At 51.3% G+C, this 16,798-nt stretch carries 13 protein-coding genes; 7 read left to right on the top strand and 6 right to left on the bottom strand.

Annotated elements, in window-relative coordinates:
* The first annotated feature begins 14 nt into the window (after positions 1 to 14).
* The 5 genes from coxB to CRO03_RS02110 all read left to right on the top strand — a co-directional run bounded on the left by coxB (position 15) and on the right by CRO03_RS02110 (position 4,837).
* Positions 15 to 755, top strand: a complete 741-nt coding sequence (gene coxB, locus CRO03_RS02130) for a cytochrome c oxidase subunit II (protein ID WP_245861392.1) — start codon at positions 15 to 17, stop codon at positions 753 to 755.
* Positions 748 to 3,279: a cytochrome c oxidase subunit I gene (gene ctaD / locus CRO03_RS02125; RefSeq protein ID WP_097110368.1), complete on the top strand. Its 2,532-nt coding sequence runs from the start codon at positions 748 to 750 to the stop codon at positions 3,277 to 3,279. The genes coxB and ctaD overlap by 8 nt, the downstream gene beginning before the upstream one ends.
* An 11-nt stretch (positions 3,280 to 3,290) precedes the next feature.
* Positions 3,291 to 3,680, top strand: a complete 390-nt coding sequence (locus CRO03_RS02120; RefSeq protein WP_097109911.1) for a hypothetical protein — start codon at positions 3,291 to 3,293, stop codon at positions 3,678 to 3,680.
* Positions 3,671 to 4,498, top strand: a complete 828-nt coding sequence (locus CRO03_RS02115) for a cytochrome c oxidase assembly protein (RefSeq protein ID WP_097109910.1) — start codon at positions 3,671 to 3,673, stop codon at positions 4,496 to 4,498. The genes CRO03_RS02120 and CRO03_RS02115 overlap by 10 nt, the downstream gene beginning before the upstream one ends.
* Before the next feature lie 165 nt (positions 4,499 to 4,663).
* Positions 4,664 to 4,837 (top strand): YqaE/Pmp3 family membrane protein, encoded by a 174-nt coding sequence (locus CRO03_RS02110; RefSeq protein WP_097109909.1) that lies wholly within the window; start codon positions 4,664 to 4,666, stop codon positions 4,835 to 4,837.
* A 15-nt stretch (positions 4,838 to 4,852) separates the two neighbouring features.
* On the opposite strand, the gene CRO03_RS02105 is transcribed toward CRO03_RS02110, so the two are convergent.
* The 5 genes from CRO03_RS02105 to fusA form a co-directional block, all read right to left on the bottom strand.
* On the bottom strand, positions 4,853 to 5,734 hold the full coding sequence (locus tag CRO03_RS02105; protein WP_097109908.1) for a transglutaminase family protein: 882 nt from the start codon (positions 5,732 to 5,734) through the stop codon (positions 4,853 to 4,855).
* 1 nt (position 5,735) lies between these two features.
* Positions 5,736 to 8,201: a circularly permuted type 2 ATP-grasp protein gene (locus tag CRO03_RS02100; RefSeq protein WP_097109907.1), complete on the bottom strand. Its 2,466-nt coding sequence runs from the start codon at positions 8,199 to 8,201 to the stop codon at positions 5,736 to 5,738.
* Positions 8,202 to 8,223: 22 nt separating this feature from the next.
* A complete protein-coding gene (locus CRO03_RS02095) occupies positions 8,224 to 9,192 on the bottom strand; it encodes an alpha-E domain-containing protein (RefSeq protein ID WP_097109906.1) in 969 nt (322 codons plus the stop codon).
* 3 nt (positions 9,193 to 9,195) lie between these two features.
* Positions 9,196 to 10,653, bottom strand: coding sequence for a circularly permuted type 2 ATP-grasp protein (locus CRO03_RS02090; RefSeq protein ID WP_097109905.1), 1,458 nt, complete (start codon positions 10,651 to 10,653; stop codon positions 9,196 to 9,198).
* A gap of 192 nt (positions 10,654 to 10,845) precedes the next feature.
* Positions 10,846 to 12,951, bottom strand: a complete 2,106-nt coding sequence (fusA, locus tag CRO03_RS02085; protein WP_425426973.1) for an elongation factor G — start codon at positions 12,949 to 12,951, stop codon at positions 10,846 to 10,848.
* Between the two features lie 185 nt (positions 12,952 to 13,136).
* On the opposite strand from fusA, the gene CRO03_RS02080 reads away from it, so the two are divergent.
* Together CRO03_RS02080 and CRO03_RS02075 are read left to right on the top strand one after the other, a co-directional pair.
* The gene (locus tag CRO03_RS02080) at positions 13,137 to 13,847 is read left to right on the top strand and encodes an SIMPL domain-containing protein (RefSeq protein ID WP_097109903.1); all 711 of its coding nucleotides are present in this window, start codon (positions 13,137 to 13,139) and stop codon (positions 13,845 to 13,847) included.
* Between the two features lie 3 nt (positions 13,848 to 13,850).
* Positions 13,851 to 14,309: a GNAT family N-acetyltransferase gene (locus tag CRO03_RS02075; RefSeq protein WP_097109902.1), complete on the top strand. Its 459-nt coding sequence runs from the start codon at positions 13,851 to 13,853 to the stop codon at positions 14,307 to 14,309.
* Positions 14,310 to 14,390: 81 nt separating this feature from the next.
* Here CRO03_RS02075 and CRO03_RS02070 read toward each other — a convergent pair whose 3' ends face one another.
* Positions 14,391 to 16,667, bottom strand: coding sequence for a CHRD domain-containing protein (locus tag CRO03_RS02070; RefSeq protein WP_097109901.1), 2,277 nt, complete (start codon positions 16,665 to 16,667; stop codon positions 14,391 to 14,393).
* Positions 16,668 to 16,798 lie beyond the last annotated feature (131 nt).

Genomic DNA, 16,798 nt, shown 5'->3' with positions numbered 1-16,798 from the left:
TACCTCAGCGAAGCGTGATAAGTACTTTTCGGACGTTATTCAGCAGTAGTGTAGCAGTGTTCCGGCCCGCTATCCTGCTGCTAAGTCTGAATGGCTGCAGCGCGCCGTTCTCCAGTCTGGATCCTCAGGGGCCGGCAGCAGCCGACGTGGCACTGTTGTGGTGGCTAATGTTTGGCTTTTTCTCTTTGGTTCTGCTGATTGTTGTGCTGCTCTGGCACTACGCGATAAAACGGCGGGCGCCCGATCAGCCGGTGACCGGGGTCAGTGGCTGGATTATCTGGGGCGGGCTGGCCTTACCGGTGCTCAGCATTGCCATATTATTGATCATTGGCATACCGATAGGGCAACGGATGATGCCATTACAGGACGACAACGCCATCCAGATTAAGGTGACCGGCCATCAGTGGTATTGGCAGGTTGAGTATCCGGGCTACAACTGGCGGCTGACAGACGAGCTGCATATTCCGGTTAATACTGTGGTGCATCTGCATTTAACCAGCGCCGATGTTATTCATTCGTTCTGGGTACCGCGGCTTGGCGTAAAACTGGACATGTTACCCGGGCGCACCAATGTCCTGCGGCTGGAAGCGTCGACAGCGGGTGTATATCGTGGCCAGTGCGCTGAATACTGTGGCCTGGGCCATGCTCATATGCAATTTACGGTAACGGCGCATCAGCCTGAAGATTTTGCCAACTTGCTGGCGCAGCAGACTGTTGCAAGCGCGGCTGCTGGCGGAGGTGACGCTGATGACTGAGCACGAGTCTGGCGTATCGCCAGCTGTTTTTAAACAGCAGTTGGCCCAGGTCTGGGCTAATTTACCCGGCTGGGGCAGTCTGGCGGCAGTAAACCACGGCACTATTGGTTTGCGTTTTATGGTTACCGGTATGCTGTTTTTCCTGGTGGGCGGTGTGCTGGCGATGCTGTTACGAACTCAGCTGGCACTGCCAGAGCAGGATATTATCAGTGCTGAAACCTACAGCCAGCTGTTTACCATGCACGGCAGTGTGATGATGTTTCTGTTTGCCATTCCGGTACTGGAAGGGCTGGCAATTTATTTGATCCCGAAAATGATCGGTGCCCGCGATTTGGTATTCCCGCGGATCAGTGCCCTGGGCTACTACTGCTACCTGTTTGGCGGCATTATTATTATGGCCAGCCTGCTGCTGGGCATTGCCCCAGATTCCGGCTGGTTTATGTATACGCCCCTTAGTAGCAGTGAGTTTTCACCCGGACCTGGCTCTGATTTCTGGTTACTGGGTATTACCTTTGTTGAAATATCGGCGATGGCCGCCGGTATCGAACTGACGGTGTCTATTCTGTGCAGCCGGGCTCCGGGGATGACCCTGAGCCGGATGCCATTATTCTGCTGGTACATCCTGGTCATGGCACTGATGATCGTATTTGGCTTTCCACCACTCATTCTGGCCAGTATTCTGCTGGAACTGGAGCGTGCTGCCGGTATGCCGTTTTTTACTGTGGCAGCAGGGGGCGATCCGTTATTGTGGCAGCATTTATTCTGGTTGTTTGGCCACCCGGAGGTTTACATTATTTTTCTGCCGGCAGCCGGCATTGTCTCTACGCTGATACCAGTGTTCAGCGGCCGGCCTATAGTCGGTTACCGCTGGGTGGTAATTGCTATTATCTTAACCGGCTTTATCAGCTTCGGGCTGTGGGTGCACCACATGTTTACTGTCGGTATTCCGCAACTTGCCCAGGCCTTTTTCTCGGTTGCCAGTATGCTGGTCGCCATCCCTACCGCAATTCAGGTATTTGCCTGGCTGGCCACGCTATGGCGGGGCAAGGTGGTATTCCGCCTGCCGATGTTGTGGATAAGCGGCTTTCTGGTGATCTTTGTCTGTGGCGGCCTGACCGGAGTGATGTTGGCGCTGGTGCCGTTTAACTGGCAGGTACATGATACCCACTTTGTGGTGGCCCACATGCATTATGTATTGGTTGGCGGCATGTTCTTTCCTTTGATAGCGGGCCTGTATTACTGGTTACCGCTGGTTTCAGGCAGAATGCCGTCAGCGCTAATTGGCCGCTGGGGCTTCTGGCTGACCTTTGGCGGCTTTAACCTGACCTTTTTATTAATGCATCTGACTGGCTTACTTGGCATGCCGCGCCGGGTTTACACTTATGAAGCCGGAATAGGTTGGGATAGCCTGAACCTGTTATCGTCGATTGGTGGCTTTATTATGGCCATTGGGGTGGCGCTGGTGCTGCTGGATTTATTACTGCATTTCTGGTTTGGTAAACACGCCGCAGCCAACCCCTGGCAGGCTGATACGCTGGAATGGGCGCTCGATATGCCACCGGCCCAGTATAATTTTGCCAGCATACCAACAGTTAGCAGCCGTCAGCCATTATGGCAGGATCCGCAGCTGGCGCAGCGGATAGCCAGCGGCCGGGAAGGGCTTGCCAATGCCGACAGCGGCCTGCGTGAAACCCTGGGTACCTCGCCGGTAAGTGCCCAATTACAGAAGATTTTGCAGTTACCCGGTAATTCCTGGTGGCCGCTGTACAGTGCGCTGGCACTGGCTGTGGTTTGTATCAGCCTGCTCAGCCGCTGGTACCCGTTTGCTTTACTGGCATTTATTGTTAGCGTTGTGCTGCTACTGCGCTGGAGTTGGGAGAATGGCGGTCATCCGGCGGCGGCGCCATTACAGGCATTACAGCCGACCAGTGAGCAACCGTTATTGCCGGAGTCGCGCACCACTGACGGGCCCGGTCGCTGGGGCATGATTGTCACGCTGCTGGCCAATGGTGCGCTGTATATGTCGCTGTTATTTGGCTGGTTTTATTTGTGGACCGCCGCGCCACAGTGGTCAGCGCCGGATCAGGGGCCTTTGCCGCTGTGGCTGTTGTTGCTATCCGGTATACCCGTCTGTATTGCAGTATGGTTGTTTCAACGCTTGTGTCAGCGTCTGGCTGAAGGGCATGATAGCAACCTGCAACGCCAGTTATGGTTTAGCGCTGCTTGTGGCGTATTGCATTTTTTTATGGTTCTGGCGCTATTTATGATGGCACCGCTGGATTATTCGAACAGCGCCCACGACGCGGTATTACAGGTTATTTTATTATATTTGTTAGGCCATGCCGCGCTTGCAATAGTGTTAACAGCGCTGCAGGCGATCCGGGTGGCCCGCGGCTATGTCAGTGCCAGGTTGCCGTATGAGCCGCAAGTAGTTAAACCGTTATGGTTTTACTATCTGGCGGTGTACTGGCTCAGTGTGGCATTGTTTTTTCTGTTACCGCTTGGCTGGGGGGCGCTTAAGTGAAAAGCACTGGCATGAGCTCTCAGCGCAGACAAAAGGCCGGTTGGTCAGATCCGGGCCATCCGGCTCAGCTGGTCGTGGGCCTGATTATCTGGAGCATCTGGTTTATCGCCATGTATGCCGGTTTGTCGGTGGTGTGTCAGTTGGCCCCGCCGGCAACTCTGCACAGCCCCTTTACCTGGCTGAATGGCGGTTTATTTGGCTTAACGTTGTTAGTTGTGGCGTTGTTACTGCTGCTGGCCTGGCGCTGTGGCCGCTACTGTCTGCTACAGCGCCGGGCAAAACATCAAGACGCTGGCGTAAAGCATTTTACCGGCTATGTCAGCACAGTGTTATATCTGGCTGCAGCCGTTGCTACGCTGGCCGGCGGCCTGCCTGTTCTGGTGTTCAGCCCATGCAGTTGAACCCAAAACACATTGTTTTCAGGTTGGTTGCGTTGTTACTGGGCAGTACCAGCTTGCCATTGCAGGCGCATAACCCATTGCAAAGCGACGGTGCGACTTTCTGGGCCGCGTTGGTAGCGGTATTGCTGCTGGCATTATTCTGGTTGTTTTATGTGGTCGGCAGTATAAAAAGGCCGCCGCAACGGTGGCGGGCGCTGTTATTTCATAGCAGCTGTGTGTTATGCGCAATTGCTGTGATCGGGCCGCTGGATGAGTTGGCTGAAACCAGTGCCAGTGCCCATATGATCCAGCATATGCTGTTTATGGTGGTAATAACGCCAATGTGGGCACTTAGTATGCCATTAGCGCAATTTGCTGCTGCCAGCGGCCACTGGGGCCGGCTGGTATGGCAACCCCTGCTGAAGCTGACTGCATTTCCGCTGAGCCTGGCCTATCTGCATGCGGCTATGGTCTGGTTCTGGCATACGCCCCGTTTTTATGTGTTGGCGCTGGAGCACCCATGGTGGCATTTAGTTGAGCATTTTTGTTTTATCTTCAGCGCTGTCATTCTGTGGTGGGCAGTGCTCAACTGCAGCGAGCGCTCCCGCAGCTGGGCTTTGCTGGCGCTATTGTTTACCCTGATGCATACCGGTTTTCTGGGGGCACTGCTGACATTTGCTGATACCTTACTGTATTACCCGGAGCATCAGTTAGCGGACCAGCAACTGGCCGGTTTACTGATGTGGGTTCCCGGCGGCCTGCCATATCTGCTGGCTGCTGCCTGGTTAGGGTATCGCTGGCTAACTGGCAGGGCAGTCAACACTGACCCGACGCTTTAGCCGGTAAATTTTACTGGTCTGCTGTTATCTGATGCTATTTTTACCGATGCCTGCTCGCTTTTTGGCTTTTAATATTAAACAATATCAATAAGTTATGACTTATTTCCTGGTCGGCATGGTTCCTGCTTTGTTAAACGGAGTTAATCTGAACCAAAGGAGATTTTTATGGCTGTTACAGCAACTGACCCTATTAAAATACTGTTTGCTATTATTCTGCCGCCACTCGGAGTATTTCTGGAAGTCGGTTTAAAAGGTCACTTCTGGCTGAGTATTTTACTGACCCTGCTGGGCTTTATACCCGGCATTATCCATGCGCTTTATGTCATTCTGAAGCATTAACAGCGCCATCGCTTGCTAATCGGCCAGCGGTGCTACGTCGACGGCTACTGTCAGGGTGTGCTCGCCATTGCCCTGCAGTAAGCCTTTCAATGGCACTACATCAGCATAATCCCGGCCAAATGCCACGGTAAGATGTTGCTCATCGGCCAGCAGGTTATTGGTCGGATCAAAATCTATCCAGCCGAGGGTCGGGTCAAATACGGCAAACCAGGCATGGGAGGCATCTGCACCCACCAGTCTCGGTTGTCCCTCCGGCGGCCGGGTTTCCAGATAACCACTGACATAGCGAGCCGGAATGCCCACACACCGCAAACAGCTTATCGCCAGCTGCGCAAAATCCTGACACACCCCGCGCCTGTGGCTTATCACGTCAGTTAGTGGCGTAACCACCGTGCTGAATTCCGGGTCGTACTGAAACTCATTAAAAATAAAATCATTTAACGCCTGCGCCAGCTGCAGCACATTCTGGCCTTCGCTTAGTAACGGCGTTATTAATGCTTTGGCTTGGGGCAGCAGTGGAATAAGCTGACTGGCATGTAAGCAAAGTTTGGCCTGCAGGGTAGCCGGATCATGCTGCGTGGCCATGTGACTTTGCAACTGGTTCAGGCTGACCGCATCCTGAATTTTCAGCACATTGTGCCTTGGTTGCACGGTAACAATACTGTCAGCGGTGACGCTGAGTTGCTGATGTGGGCTTTGCAGATGGATAAAATGCTGAGTGTTACCAAAATAGTCGGACCGCTGCTGCATTTCAGAGGGCAGGGGTAGCACCTCAAGCCGGGTTTGCAGCACCTGTTGATAGGGCAGCTGGCGCGGGGTAACGCAGGCCAGATTATAGCTGTTGGCAACCGGTTGCGGGTAACTGTAACGGGTAAGATGACGCAAGCTGTATTTCATATCAGAAACGCTGCCACTGGTTATGTAGGTCGACATGGCTGAAGTAGGACAGGGTAATGCTGTCTGACAACTGGCGCAGCCTTAACTGCAATTGTAACAGCAGTTGACCGAGTTCAGGCTGTGCCTGCTGCTGGCCATCAAATAGCTGTCGGGGGTCGGTTTGCTGTAACAATGCCAGCAACTCACCGGCCAGCTGACTTTCATTACCCGGTCGCTGTATTGAAGCGCCCGCTGAAAATTGCTGCGGCGGCAGTTTTTTCACCTGATGCAACAATATTGTGCACTGGTAAGCAACCGAGCGCGGGGTGCTGTCATCGAGTAGCAGCAAATCCATTACCGGCACCGGATGCAGCGCGCTGTGGTAACGCCGGCGATACGTGAGCAGGGTATCTGCCATTCGCAACAGAGCTTCGAGCAGACTGGCGCCTGGGGTGGTCTGACAAAACACCGAATGCAGCAGGCCGCTGGTTTGCAGTGCCCGTTCCAGATGCTGGCCAAGGTCCATAAAGCGCAAACTGTGGGTGCGGCTCATGGTTTCGTTATTAATGCCGTAAATGGCTGTTTGCAGTAATATAATCTCATCCATGCTACGCAACAACACAGCCGGATGTTGCCAGTCGGGCTTTGCCGGCCAGTTATAAACTGCGCTTTGCAGTCTGTCCAGCACGTACCAGGTGTCTTCACTAAAGTACTCGCGAACTGACTGGGCGTTAAACAGCAGGTTTTTTAAAATGGCCACCAGCCCATGTGGGTTATCCGCTGAAAACAGCGGGTTTAGCAACAGGGATATGTCGTCATCCGGTTCTGGTGTCGCGCCACTTGCCTGCAGGCAAAAGCGTAACAGGGTTCTGGCATCATGTTGGCCCTGCTCAGGGTCATCGCCACTTAGCAGCGGTAAAGCGGCCCGTAATGCCCGGCAAATCAGGTTTAAACGTTCATTATACCGGCCCAGCCAGAATAAGTGATCCGCCACCCTGCTGGGTAGCAAACCGGCCTGGCGTGACAAGGTAAAGCGGTTGCCGGCACTTTGTAACAAGCTGCTGCTGTGGGCTTTTTCCGCCAGTACCCAGACATCCTTAGCATTAAACTGCTGATTAAACCCCTCTCGCAGACCGCTTTGCAGCCAAAGCGGATTAACATTGGTCCGTCCCAGTGCGCCGGGTAGCACCTCGGGCTTATCGCTTTTCTGGTCCTGCAGGCTGAATAGCCGCAGCGTACCGGCCTGCTGCTGCAAGCCGCTGTTAGCAGACCAACAGGATAATTGGCTTAACGGCAACATTTCCCGGGCAATATAAGCCTGAGGTTGTTGCTCAATTTGTTGCCACAAGTCACTAAGTTGGTCAGTATTGAGCGTCGCCGGCAAAAACTGCTGGTTACTGGTTAAATGCTGCAAACAATAACGTTCAGGCTGCTGCTGCAGTAACGCCAGCGCCTCTGACTTGCCACACCACAGGGTAGGCACTGTGCTCAGTTGCAGCGGTTCAGCCAACAGAAATTGACAGGCTTCGGCCATAAAAGGTAACAGCGCTCCCGATTCCAGTAATCCGGTGCCCGGCGGGTTGGCGCAAAACAGCTGGTTATGGCGGATACTTTGCAGTAAGCCGGCGCAACCGCTGCTGGCAGGTGCCAGCTCCAGTGGATCACAACTGTTGTCATCCAGATAACGTAATACACTGTGCAGCGGTTGCAGGCCACTTAGGGTTTTTAGCCACAACTGACCATTTTTAAACATTAAATCTGCGCCATGTACCAGCGCAATATCCAGATAATTTGCTAAAAAGGCGTGCTCAAAATAGGCGGTATCACGCTTCTGATGGGTCAGCAACGCCGCCAGTTGTTGCTGGTTATTGTCTGCTGCCGGTTGTTGCAGCAACTGTTGTAACTGCCTGAAAAAGCCGGCTAACTGAGTTTTTTTTATCTGATTGTTCAGTTCGGTAGTGGTGTTGTTAAATGCCAGCCGATGCTCCAGCACATGGCCAAGGCCGGCCGGCACCTGGCTGACATCATTGTATACGCAGAACTGGCCGTTGCTGTCCCGACCGACATCGCATGCCAGCAGCGATAACCACGGATACGGTTGGGATAAGTTGGCACAGGGTAGCAGAAACTCCGCATTCAGATAAATGACATCGGCCGGGACAATACCCTGCTGCAGCAACTGTTGCGGGCCATATAAGTCAGCAAGCATGGCATTAAGCAGCCGGTGGCGCTGCGCCAGCCCCGTATCGAGCTTCTGCCACTGTTTATCGTCAATCAGCCAGGGCAACAGGTCCAGTTGCCGTGCTGACGTATGCCAGGGGTCAACTGCTGCGCCATTTTCCCGCAGTTGATGCTGTAGTTCGCTATGTAACTGGCTGAGCTGACGATCGTCTTGCTTTTGCCACCATTGTTGCAGGGTCTGCCATTGCGGTAGCGTTTGCCAGTGTTGTTGCTCGCTGTAGCCCGGCTGCCCGGTGTTCAGGGACATAAGGATCCTGTGTTTTGCTGGTTCAGGCTGAAAGCTGCTGACTTTGCTGGCTATTGTCGGGCTCAACAATCACCTGATGCAAGTGAATAATGCCGGCCTGGATCTGATCAATCAATACATGCAGTTGTTCGGTCGATAAATCAGTCAGCGGCTGCTCTTTCAGCAGTGCCTGCAATGCATGGACCTGCTGTAAAATAGCGTTGCTGTGCGGTAAACCTCTGGCCGAGGCTGCTACCCGGTTTAAACAATAGGCAATAGACCGCGGAAAATCAGCATAGGTTAGCAGATAGTCTATGGCATCGACATCACCGCTTTGTTCAGCCACATAATAATGATAAGACTCGATGCCACCTAAGGCGTTAAGAATTGAGGTCCAGCGAAACTTTGGCCGCTTAATCTGAGTGGGTTGCAGTTGCTGCAGTACCAGCACGTCCATAATGCGGGTGGTCATATCAGCCCGCTCCAGCAATCGGCCACTGTTAAACAAATCAAAGGCATCGCCACGTAACATTACGCCGTCCAGCACTCCAACCACCATCTGACAGCGCCGGCTGACTTCGGTCATCAGATTGTAGCGATGTTGCCTGCCTTGCAGTTGCTGACAGTGTTGTTGTAAAAATAAGTCCAGTTTATTTAACTCTTCCCACATATCCCGAGGAATAAGCTGGCGGATGGTGCGGGCATTAAATTTTAACTGGCTGCAGGTGTAGCGAATCGACACCGTGCTGTCTTTGTTACTGATTAAATGCGCCATTACCGCGTTTTCGATACTGGATTGCTCCGGTTTTGCGTCGGCCGGCAGATGATAAGTATCCAGTGCCTCTGCGCTGTTCAGACCCATTACATCCAGCAGCACCGGCCAGCTGAATTTGGTGTCTTTGTGGCTGTCAATCAGCAGATGGCTGGTGGCGTTGACCAGACGGGCAGTATTGTCCAGCCGCTCCAGATAACGACCCAGCCAGAAAATATGTTCAACGGATTTTAATAACATAGTTTAAACCTCATCGTTGATGATCCAGGTGTCTTTGCTGCCACCGCCTTGGGATGAATTAACCACTAAGGACCCCCGGGTCAGGGCCACCCGGCTTAAGCCACCAGTGGTACAGTACAACTCTCTGCCTTGCAGAATAAACGGTCGTAAGTCGAGGTGACGTGGCTCTAACACCTCGCCGCACAAGGTTGGTGCAGTCGATAAATTTAACGTCGGCTGGGCAATAAAGTTACGGGGGTTGGCTGCAATGGCCTCAGCCATTTGCTGTTGCTCGGCCAATGTTGAGCGCGGCCCGATTAAAATACCGTATCCGCCAGACTCATTGGCCGGTTTCACTACCAGTTTGTCGAGATTGGCCAGCACATAGCTTTTCTGTTTAGGGTCAAGACACAAAAAGGTTTCAACATTATCCAGCAGCGGTTGTTCGCCCAGATAATATTCAATAATTTGCGGCACAAAAGCGTAAATCACTTTGTCGTCAGCCACGCCGGACCCGGGGGCATTCGCAATAGACACGTTGCCTTTGGCCCAGGCTTTGATAAGACCAGGAATGCCAAGCACCGAGTCAGGCCTGAACGCCAGCGGGTCAATAAACACATCGTCTATCCGGCGGTAAATAACATCTACCCGGCGTTTACCGCGCAGGGTTTTCAGCCAGACTACGTCATCTTCCACATACAGGTCGTGGTTTTCTGCCAGCGCAATCCCCATCTGCTGGGCCAGAAAGGTATGCTCAAAATAGGCAGAGTTGTAAATACCCGGTGTGAGCAGCACGATGCAGGGTACATCACCATCGCGTGGTGATAATGATGCCAGCATCTGCCACAGCTGATGCGGATAATCATCAACCGGAAAAATAGTCGAATCGGCAAACAATTCCGGAAATACCCGTTTCATTACGGTGCGGTTTTCCAGCATATAAGACACGCCCGATGGCACCCGTAAGTTATCTTCGAGCACCAGAAACTTGCCGCTGCCATCACGCACTAAATCAGTGCCACAAATGTTCGCCCATGCTTTAAAACGGGGCGAAACACCCTGACAGGGTTGCAGATAATTCCGGGATTGCAGCACCAGTTCTGCCGGGACAATCCCCTGTTTCAGAATTTTCTGCTCGTTATATAAGTCATCTATAAACAGATTAAGCGCACGTAGCCGCTGCTTTAAACCCGCACTGGTATGCTGCCACTCACTACTGGGTATGGTGCGTGGCATCACGTCTAATGGCCAGGCCCGGTCAATATTATCGCCGTCAGCGTACAGGGTAAAACAGACGCCCATGTCACTAATTGTTTGATTAATCTGGCTTTGTCTGTGTGTGAGCTCGCTGGCGCCATGTTTATCAATAAAGCGGGCAATGGCAACAGCGGGGCGGCGAATACTGCCATTAGCACTGACCAGCTCATCAAAACAGTCAGCAGTCAGCGGATAGCCGCCCTGGGTAAAACTGGTTACGCTCATCGGCAACTCCTTGTCCTGCGCAGTGCAGCAATGCGCTTTTGTCGTTTAGTTAAGTCATTAACTGTAGCAAGGCATGTGCCATAGGGCCAATTGCGGTACCTGTACCATACTCCTGTTACTATTTAATTCATATGTAAAACAAAAAGCCCCGCCGGTTTGCACGGGCGGGGCTTTTAAAAAAATGCTTACTGCTTAGTTTTTAGCAGCGGCAGCTTTCTTTTCTTTTTCTTTAGCGATAACTGTTTCTGCTACGTTAGCCGGGCACGGTGAGTAGTGCGAGAACTCCATAGAGAACTGACCACGACCAGAAGTCATAGTACGTAGGCTACTGATGTAACCAAACATTTCTGATAATGGCACATCAGCTTTAATCCGAACGCCAGTTACGCCCGCTTCCTGACCAGAGATCATGCCACGACGACGGTTTAAGTCACCAATAACATCACCAACGTGATCTTCAGGAGTAAATACGTCAACTTTCATGATCGGCTCAAGCAGTTGCGCGCCAGCTTTTGGAATTGACTGACGGAAAGCGCCTTTAGCTGCGATTTCAAACGCGATAGCTGATGAGTCAACCGCGTGGAAGCCACCGTCAAATACTTCAATTTCCACGTCTAATACCGGGAAGCCAGCCAAGGTACCGGTTGACATCATTGACTGAAAACCTTTCTCGATAGCAGGCATAAATTCTTTTGGAACACTACCACCAACAACAGTTGATTTAAAAGTGAAGCCAGAATTCTGTTCGCCCGGACGAATACGGTAATCAATTTTACCGAACTGACCTGAACCACCAGATTGTTTCTTGTGGGTGTAGCTGTCTTCAACTTCACGGGTAATGGTTTCGCGGTAAGCAACCTGTGGCTGGCCTACAACTAGTTCTACGCCGTAAGTACGCTTCAGAATGTCTACTTTAATGTCTAAGTGTAATTCACCCATACCTTTGAGGATGGTTTCACCTGAGTCAACATCGGTTTCAACCCGGAAAGTTGGATCTTCAGCAACCATCTTACCGATAGCGATACCCATTTTCTCAACTGAACCTTTGTCTTTAGGCGTCACAGAGATCGAAATTACCGGCTCAGGGAATACCATTGGCTCAAGAGTACAAGGATGCTTAGGATCACACAGGGTGTGACCGGTCTGGGTGTTATTCTTCATACCAACCAGGGCGATGATGTCACCGGCCTGAGCAGTGGTTAAATCGATACGGTCATTGGCGTACATTTCAACCATACGGCCGATACGCTCGGTTTTGCCAGTGAATGAGTTAAGGATGGTATCACCCTTGTTCAGCACACCAGAATAGATACGGATAAAGGTCAGGGCGCCGAAACGGTCATCCATGATTTTAAACGCTAAGGCACGGAAAGGCTCATCAGCAGAAACGATAGCATGCTGGCCGTTTTCATTACCTTCTTCGTCGGTCAGTGGCTGTGGAATAACTTCAGTTGGTGACGGTAAGTATTCAACAACAGCATCTAACAGTAATTGCATACCTTTGTTTTTAAAGGCTGAACCACAGTAAGTCGGGAAGAAAGCCAGGTCACGACAACCTTTACGGATACAACGCTTAATGTCATCAATAGACGGTTCTTCGCCATCCATGTATGCCATTAACAGGTCGTCATCCTGCTCTAATGCCGTTTCGATTAACTGAGTACGGTACATTTCAACGTCATCAGCCATATCAGCTGGTACGTCTGTTACTTCGTAGTTTTCTGGTTGGCCGGTTTCATCCCAGATGTACGCTTTCTGGGTTAACAGGTCTACCACACCTTTAAAGGTATCTTCACGGCCAATAGGTAGCACCATGATCAACGGGTTTGCACCCAGTACTTTCTTAACCTGTTCAGTTACACGGATAAAGTCAGCACCAATCCGGTCCAGTTTGTTAACGAAGATCAGACGTGATACTTCAGCATCGTTAGCATAGCGCCAGTTGGTTTCTGACTGAGGTTCAACACCGCCAGAACCACAGAATACACCCACACCGCCGTCCAGTACTTTTAATGAACGGTATACTTCAACAGTGAAGTCAACGTGGCCCGGGGTATCGATTACGTTGAAACGGTAGCCTTTCCAGAAACAGCTAACCGCTGCTGACTGGATAGTTATGCCGCGCTCAGCTTCCTGTTCCATAAAGTCGGTAGTTGATTCACCTTCGTGAACTTCACCCAACTTATGGATTTTACCGGTCAGTTTCAGGATACGCTCGGTAGTAGTGGTTTTGCCGGCATCAACGTGGGCGAAGATACCAATGTTTCTGTATAGGGATAAATCTGCTGACATAGTAATCTCAATAAGCTAGGGTTTGAAAATAGTGCGACAATATACAGGATTTTAAAAAGATTTGCAGGGAAAAAATGTTGTCGGTCACTAATTTTTTATCCATGCTGTCAAAGCTAAGTTACAAACTGTGTGCAAGCCCATTTGCTGTCTGACACAACAGTATTTCCCAACCGCATTAATAAGGACATATTATGAAAACACTTTGTATTAGCTTGCTTTTACTGTTGTCATTGCCGGTAATAGCTAACTCGGGTTTACCCAACACGCGGCATATTGCGGTGCAGGGCAGCGCAGAATTAACGACGACTCCGGATATTGCGGTAATTTCATTTGAGGTGTCCAGCATGCAGCCTACAGCTTTAGCAGCGAAGGCTGACGTGGATGAGCGGGTAAACCAGTTTCTGGACGGACTGGATGATTTTGCGGTAACAACAGAAGGCGTGACTGCCTCTAACCTGCTGACTGAGCCGCAGTACATTTACACCCGGGATAATGAACAGCAATTAGCGGGTTATCGCGCCAGTCGCTCAGTTCAGGTAGAGCTGACAAATATCGACCAGCTAAACGAGCTGATTAACTTTGGTTTAAAAGTAGAAATCAGCGAAGTGAAAAACATTCAGTTGCGGTCATCAAACACCGAAGAAATGCGTAAAAAAGTCACGGCAATGGCGGTAGACAATGCCAAAGCTAACGCTGCGGCCCTGGCCAGCGCCTTTGACGCTGAACTGGGCAAAATTTACAGCATTAACGCTAACGCCCAGCGCCAGCAGGGTGGCTACGAGCGGATAATGGTAACCGGCTCCAGACTAGGCGCCGCTGATGCTGCCCCGGGCCGCTATTTACAGGCAACAGTTACCTTTAACAGCACTGTCGATGCGGTGTTTGATTTGACAGTGAGGTAGAGCATGCTGCAAATTATTGCCGGTATGCTGGAATCGCCAGCTGTTATCGCACTGCTACAAGGCCATTTAGACGATATGTATGCTACCTCACCAGCTGAAAGCGTTCATGCACTGGATATCAGCAAATTGCGGGCGCAGGATATTCGCTTCTGGAGTGCCTGGCAGGACGATACCTTAGTGGGTTGTGTGGCGCTAAAGCAGCATACCCCAACAATGGCGGAAATAAAGTCGATGCGCACCGCGCCAGAAGCGCGGGGGCATGGCGTTGGCCGTGCTTTATTGCAGTTTCTGATGGAACAAGCCCGCCAGAGTGCCATTACCCAGCTTTATCTGGAAACCGGCTCTATGGATTTTTTCCTGCCAGCCCGCACCTTGTACCAAAGCGCCGGTTTTAAGTATTGCGGCCCGTTCGCCGATTACCCGGAAGACCCGAATAGTATTTTTATGACTAAATCACTTTAAAAGCAGGTTATACAAAATAAAACAGGTCAGTTTTGCAACTGACCTGTTTTGCTTTAGCTAAACAACTTAAGTAGCAGGGCGCTACTCAATCTGCCCTCTTATTTCACCACCCGGGAATTCCGGGGTGTGGACATTAACGTAATGACCACCGGCTGCCAGTACTTCAAAGATGCTTTGGGTTAACGCTGCATCTGCTGGCGCCATCCAACGGTTTACATCATCAGCATCTTGCTCCAGCCCAAGCAGTACCGGTCCGTTTTCACCGGCCATACCGGTGTGAATATGCGCCATAGTGGCATCTTCAACACCCGAAGTCAGTACCTGCAATTCCAGGCGGAAGTCACTTAAACCAACCAGCGCATAGCCATCACCCATTGCGGTGGTATCAACAGCAGGTACTTCCTGAGCACCCGATAGCGGGAAGGTGATTAAGGCGTACTGATCGCTGGAGACAATCTGACCACGCAGCTCACCACCTGGGTTAGCAGGGGTATGAACATTAACGTAGTGACCACCTGAGGCCAGCACCGCCAGTATTTCTGCATTTATTGCGGTGTCAGCCGGGGTCATCCATTTACCGGCATCGTCGGCATCTTGTTCCAGCCCCACCAGCACATCACCGTTTACGCCAATCCGGCCGGTATGAATATGCGCCATGGTGGCATCATCCACACCTTCAGTCAGTACGGTCAGCTCAATACCGAAGTCAGCAGTGTTAACTAAGGCATAACCTGTACCCGACGCTGCGGTGGTTACTGCTGGGACTTCCTGTGAGCCACTCAGCGCAAACGTTGCTAACACAAAGTTATCGGTTAAGATTTGGCCACGCAATTCACCACCAGGGTTGGCAGGCGTATGCACATTGACATAGTGACCGCCAGAGGCAAGCACAGCAAAGATGTCAGCATCAAGCATAGCATCGGCGGGGGTTACCCATTTGCCCGGCTCAGCCATATCTTGCTCCAGCGCAACTAGTACGTCACCATTTTCACCCACCCGGCCGGTATGAATATGCGCCATAGTGGCGTCATCTACGCCTTCAGTCAGCGCCACTAACTCCACCGCAAATGTGTCGGTGTTAACCAGGGCGTAGCCTTCACCCGAGGCCATAGTGGTTACAGCAGGGACTTCCTGCGCACCACTTAAATCAAAAGTAGCCAGGGCAAAGTTGTCAGTCAGGATCTGGCCCCGCAACTCACCACCCGGATTCTCCGGAGTATGAATATTGACGTAATGGCCGCCTGAGGCCAGCACTGCAAAAGTTTCTTCATCAATCTGGGTGTCTTCCGGGGTCATCCAGGTACCCATATCATCGGCAGATTGCACCAGGCCCACCAGCACGTCACCATTGTTACCAATCCGGCCGGTATGAATATGGGCCATAGTGGCAAAGTCGACGCCAGTGGTTACCGCCACGACTTCAACCATGTAGTCGTCGGTATTAACCAGGGCATAACCATCACCCGACGCCTGGGTATCAACCATTGGCACTTCCTGCATGCCTGATAAATCGAAGGTGGCAAGCACAAAGTTATCGGTTAAAATCTGGCCTCTCAGTTCGCCTGACGGATTTTCCGGGGTATGAACATTAACATAGTGACCGCCGCCGGCAAGCACCTCAAAGGTGGCCTGATCAATCATGGTGTCAGCCGGAATGACCCAGACACCGGCTTCATCTTCATACTGCTCAAGTGCCACCAGTACATCGCCGTTTTTACCAACCCGGCCGGTATGAATATGGGCCATTTCGGCATCATCAACACCCATGGTCCGCACGGTAAGGGTAAGCTCGTAGTCAGTTTTATCGACAGCGGCATAAGCAAAACCACTGGCACTGGTCATTACGGCCGGTACTTCTTGCTGGCCCGACAGCGGGAACGTGACAATTACCGTGTCTTCATTCACTATCTGGCCGCGGATTTCACCGTCCGGGTACTCGGTAGTATGGACATTGATGTACCATTCACCGTTTTGTAAATCGGCCATCAATTCTTCAGAAATATCCGTTTCAGCAATACTGTAAACGCCATCGTTGCCGGCGGTAAATTCAAAGGCAACCTCGCCGTTAAAGCCTAAGTCACCATCATGAATATGCGCCGCTTCAACATTTTCAACGTCCGATAAATCGACGGAAGCACGAATTTGCATCAAATCATCATCAAGCTCGACCGTGGCCGTTGCCATCTGTGCCGAATCAACGTTAGGAACCTGCTGCATGCCAGATAAACTGACATTAAAAGTTTGAGATGCGGTAAACACCGGTGGTGGCTCAACAACAACCACATCGTCATCATCTGAGCCATCAAAACAACCGCTGAGAACAAACAGGGGAAGTGCGAGATAAACTAATTTTTTCATAGTAAAACTCCTGTTATTAAAAAAAGAGTTCATTACGAAGAACTCAGAACGTAACTGCACCTCAAGCTACGACTGACTACCTGCATCGGATGCAACAAAATTGCTATACGGACATTTTTTTGTAAATTAAG

Source organism: Arsukibacterium tuosuense, from assembly GCF_900215315.1.
Taxonomy (GTDB): domain Bacteria; phylum Pseudomonadota; class Gammaproteobacteria; order Enterobacterales; family Alteromonadaceae; genus Alishewanella; species Alishewanella tuosuense.
This window is presented reverse-complemented; position numbering and strand designations above follow the sequence as displayed.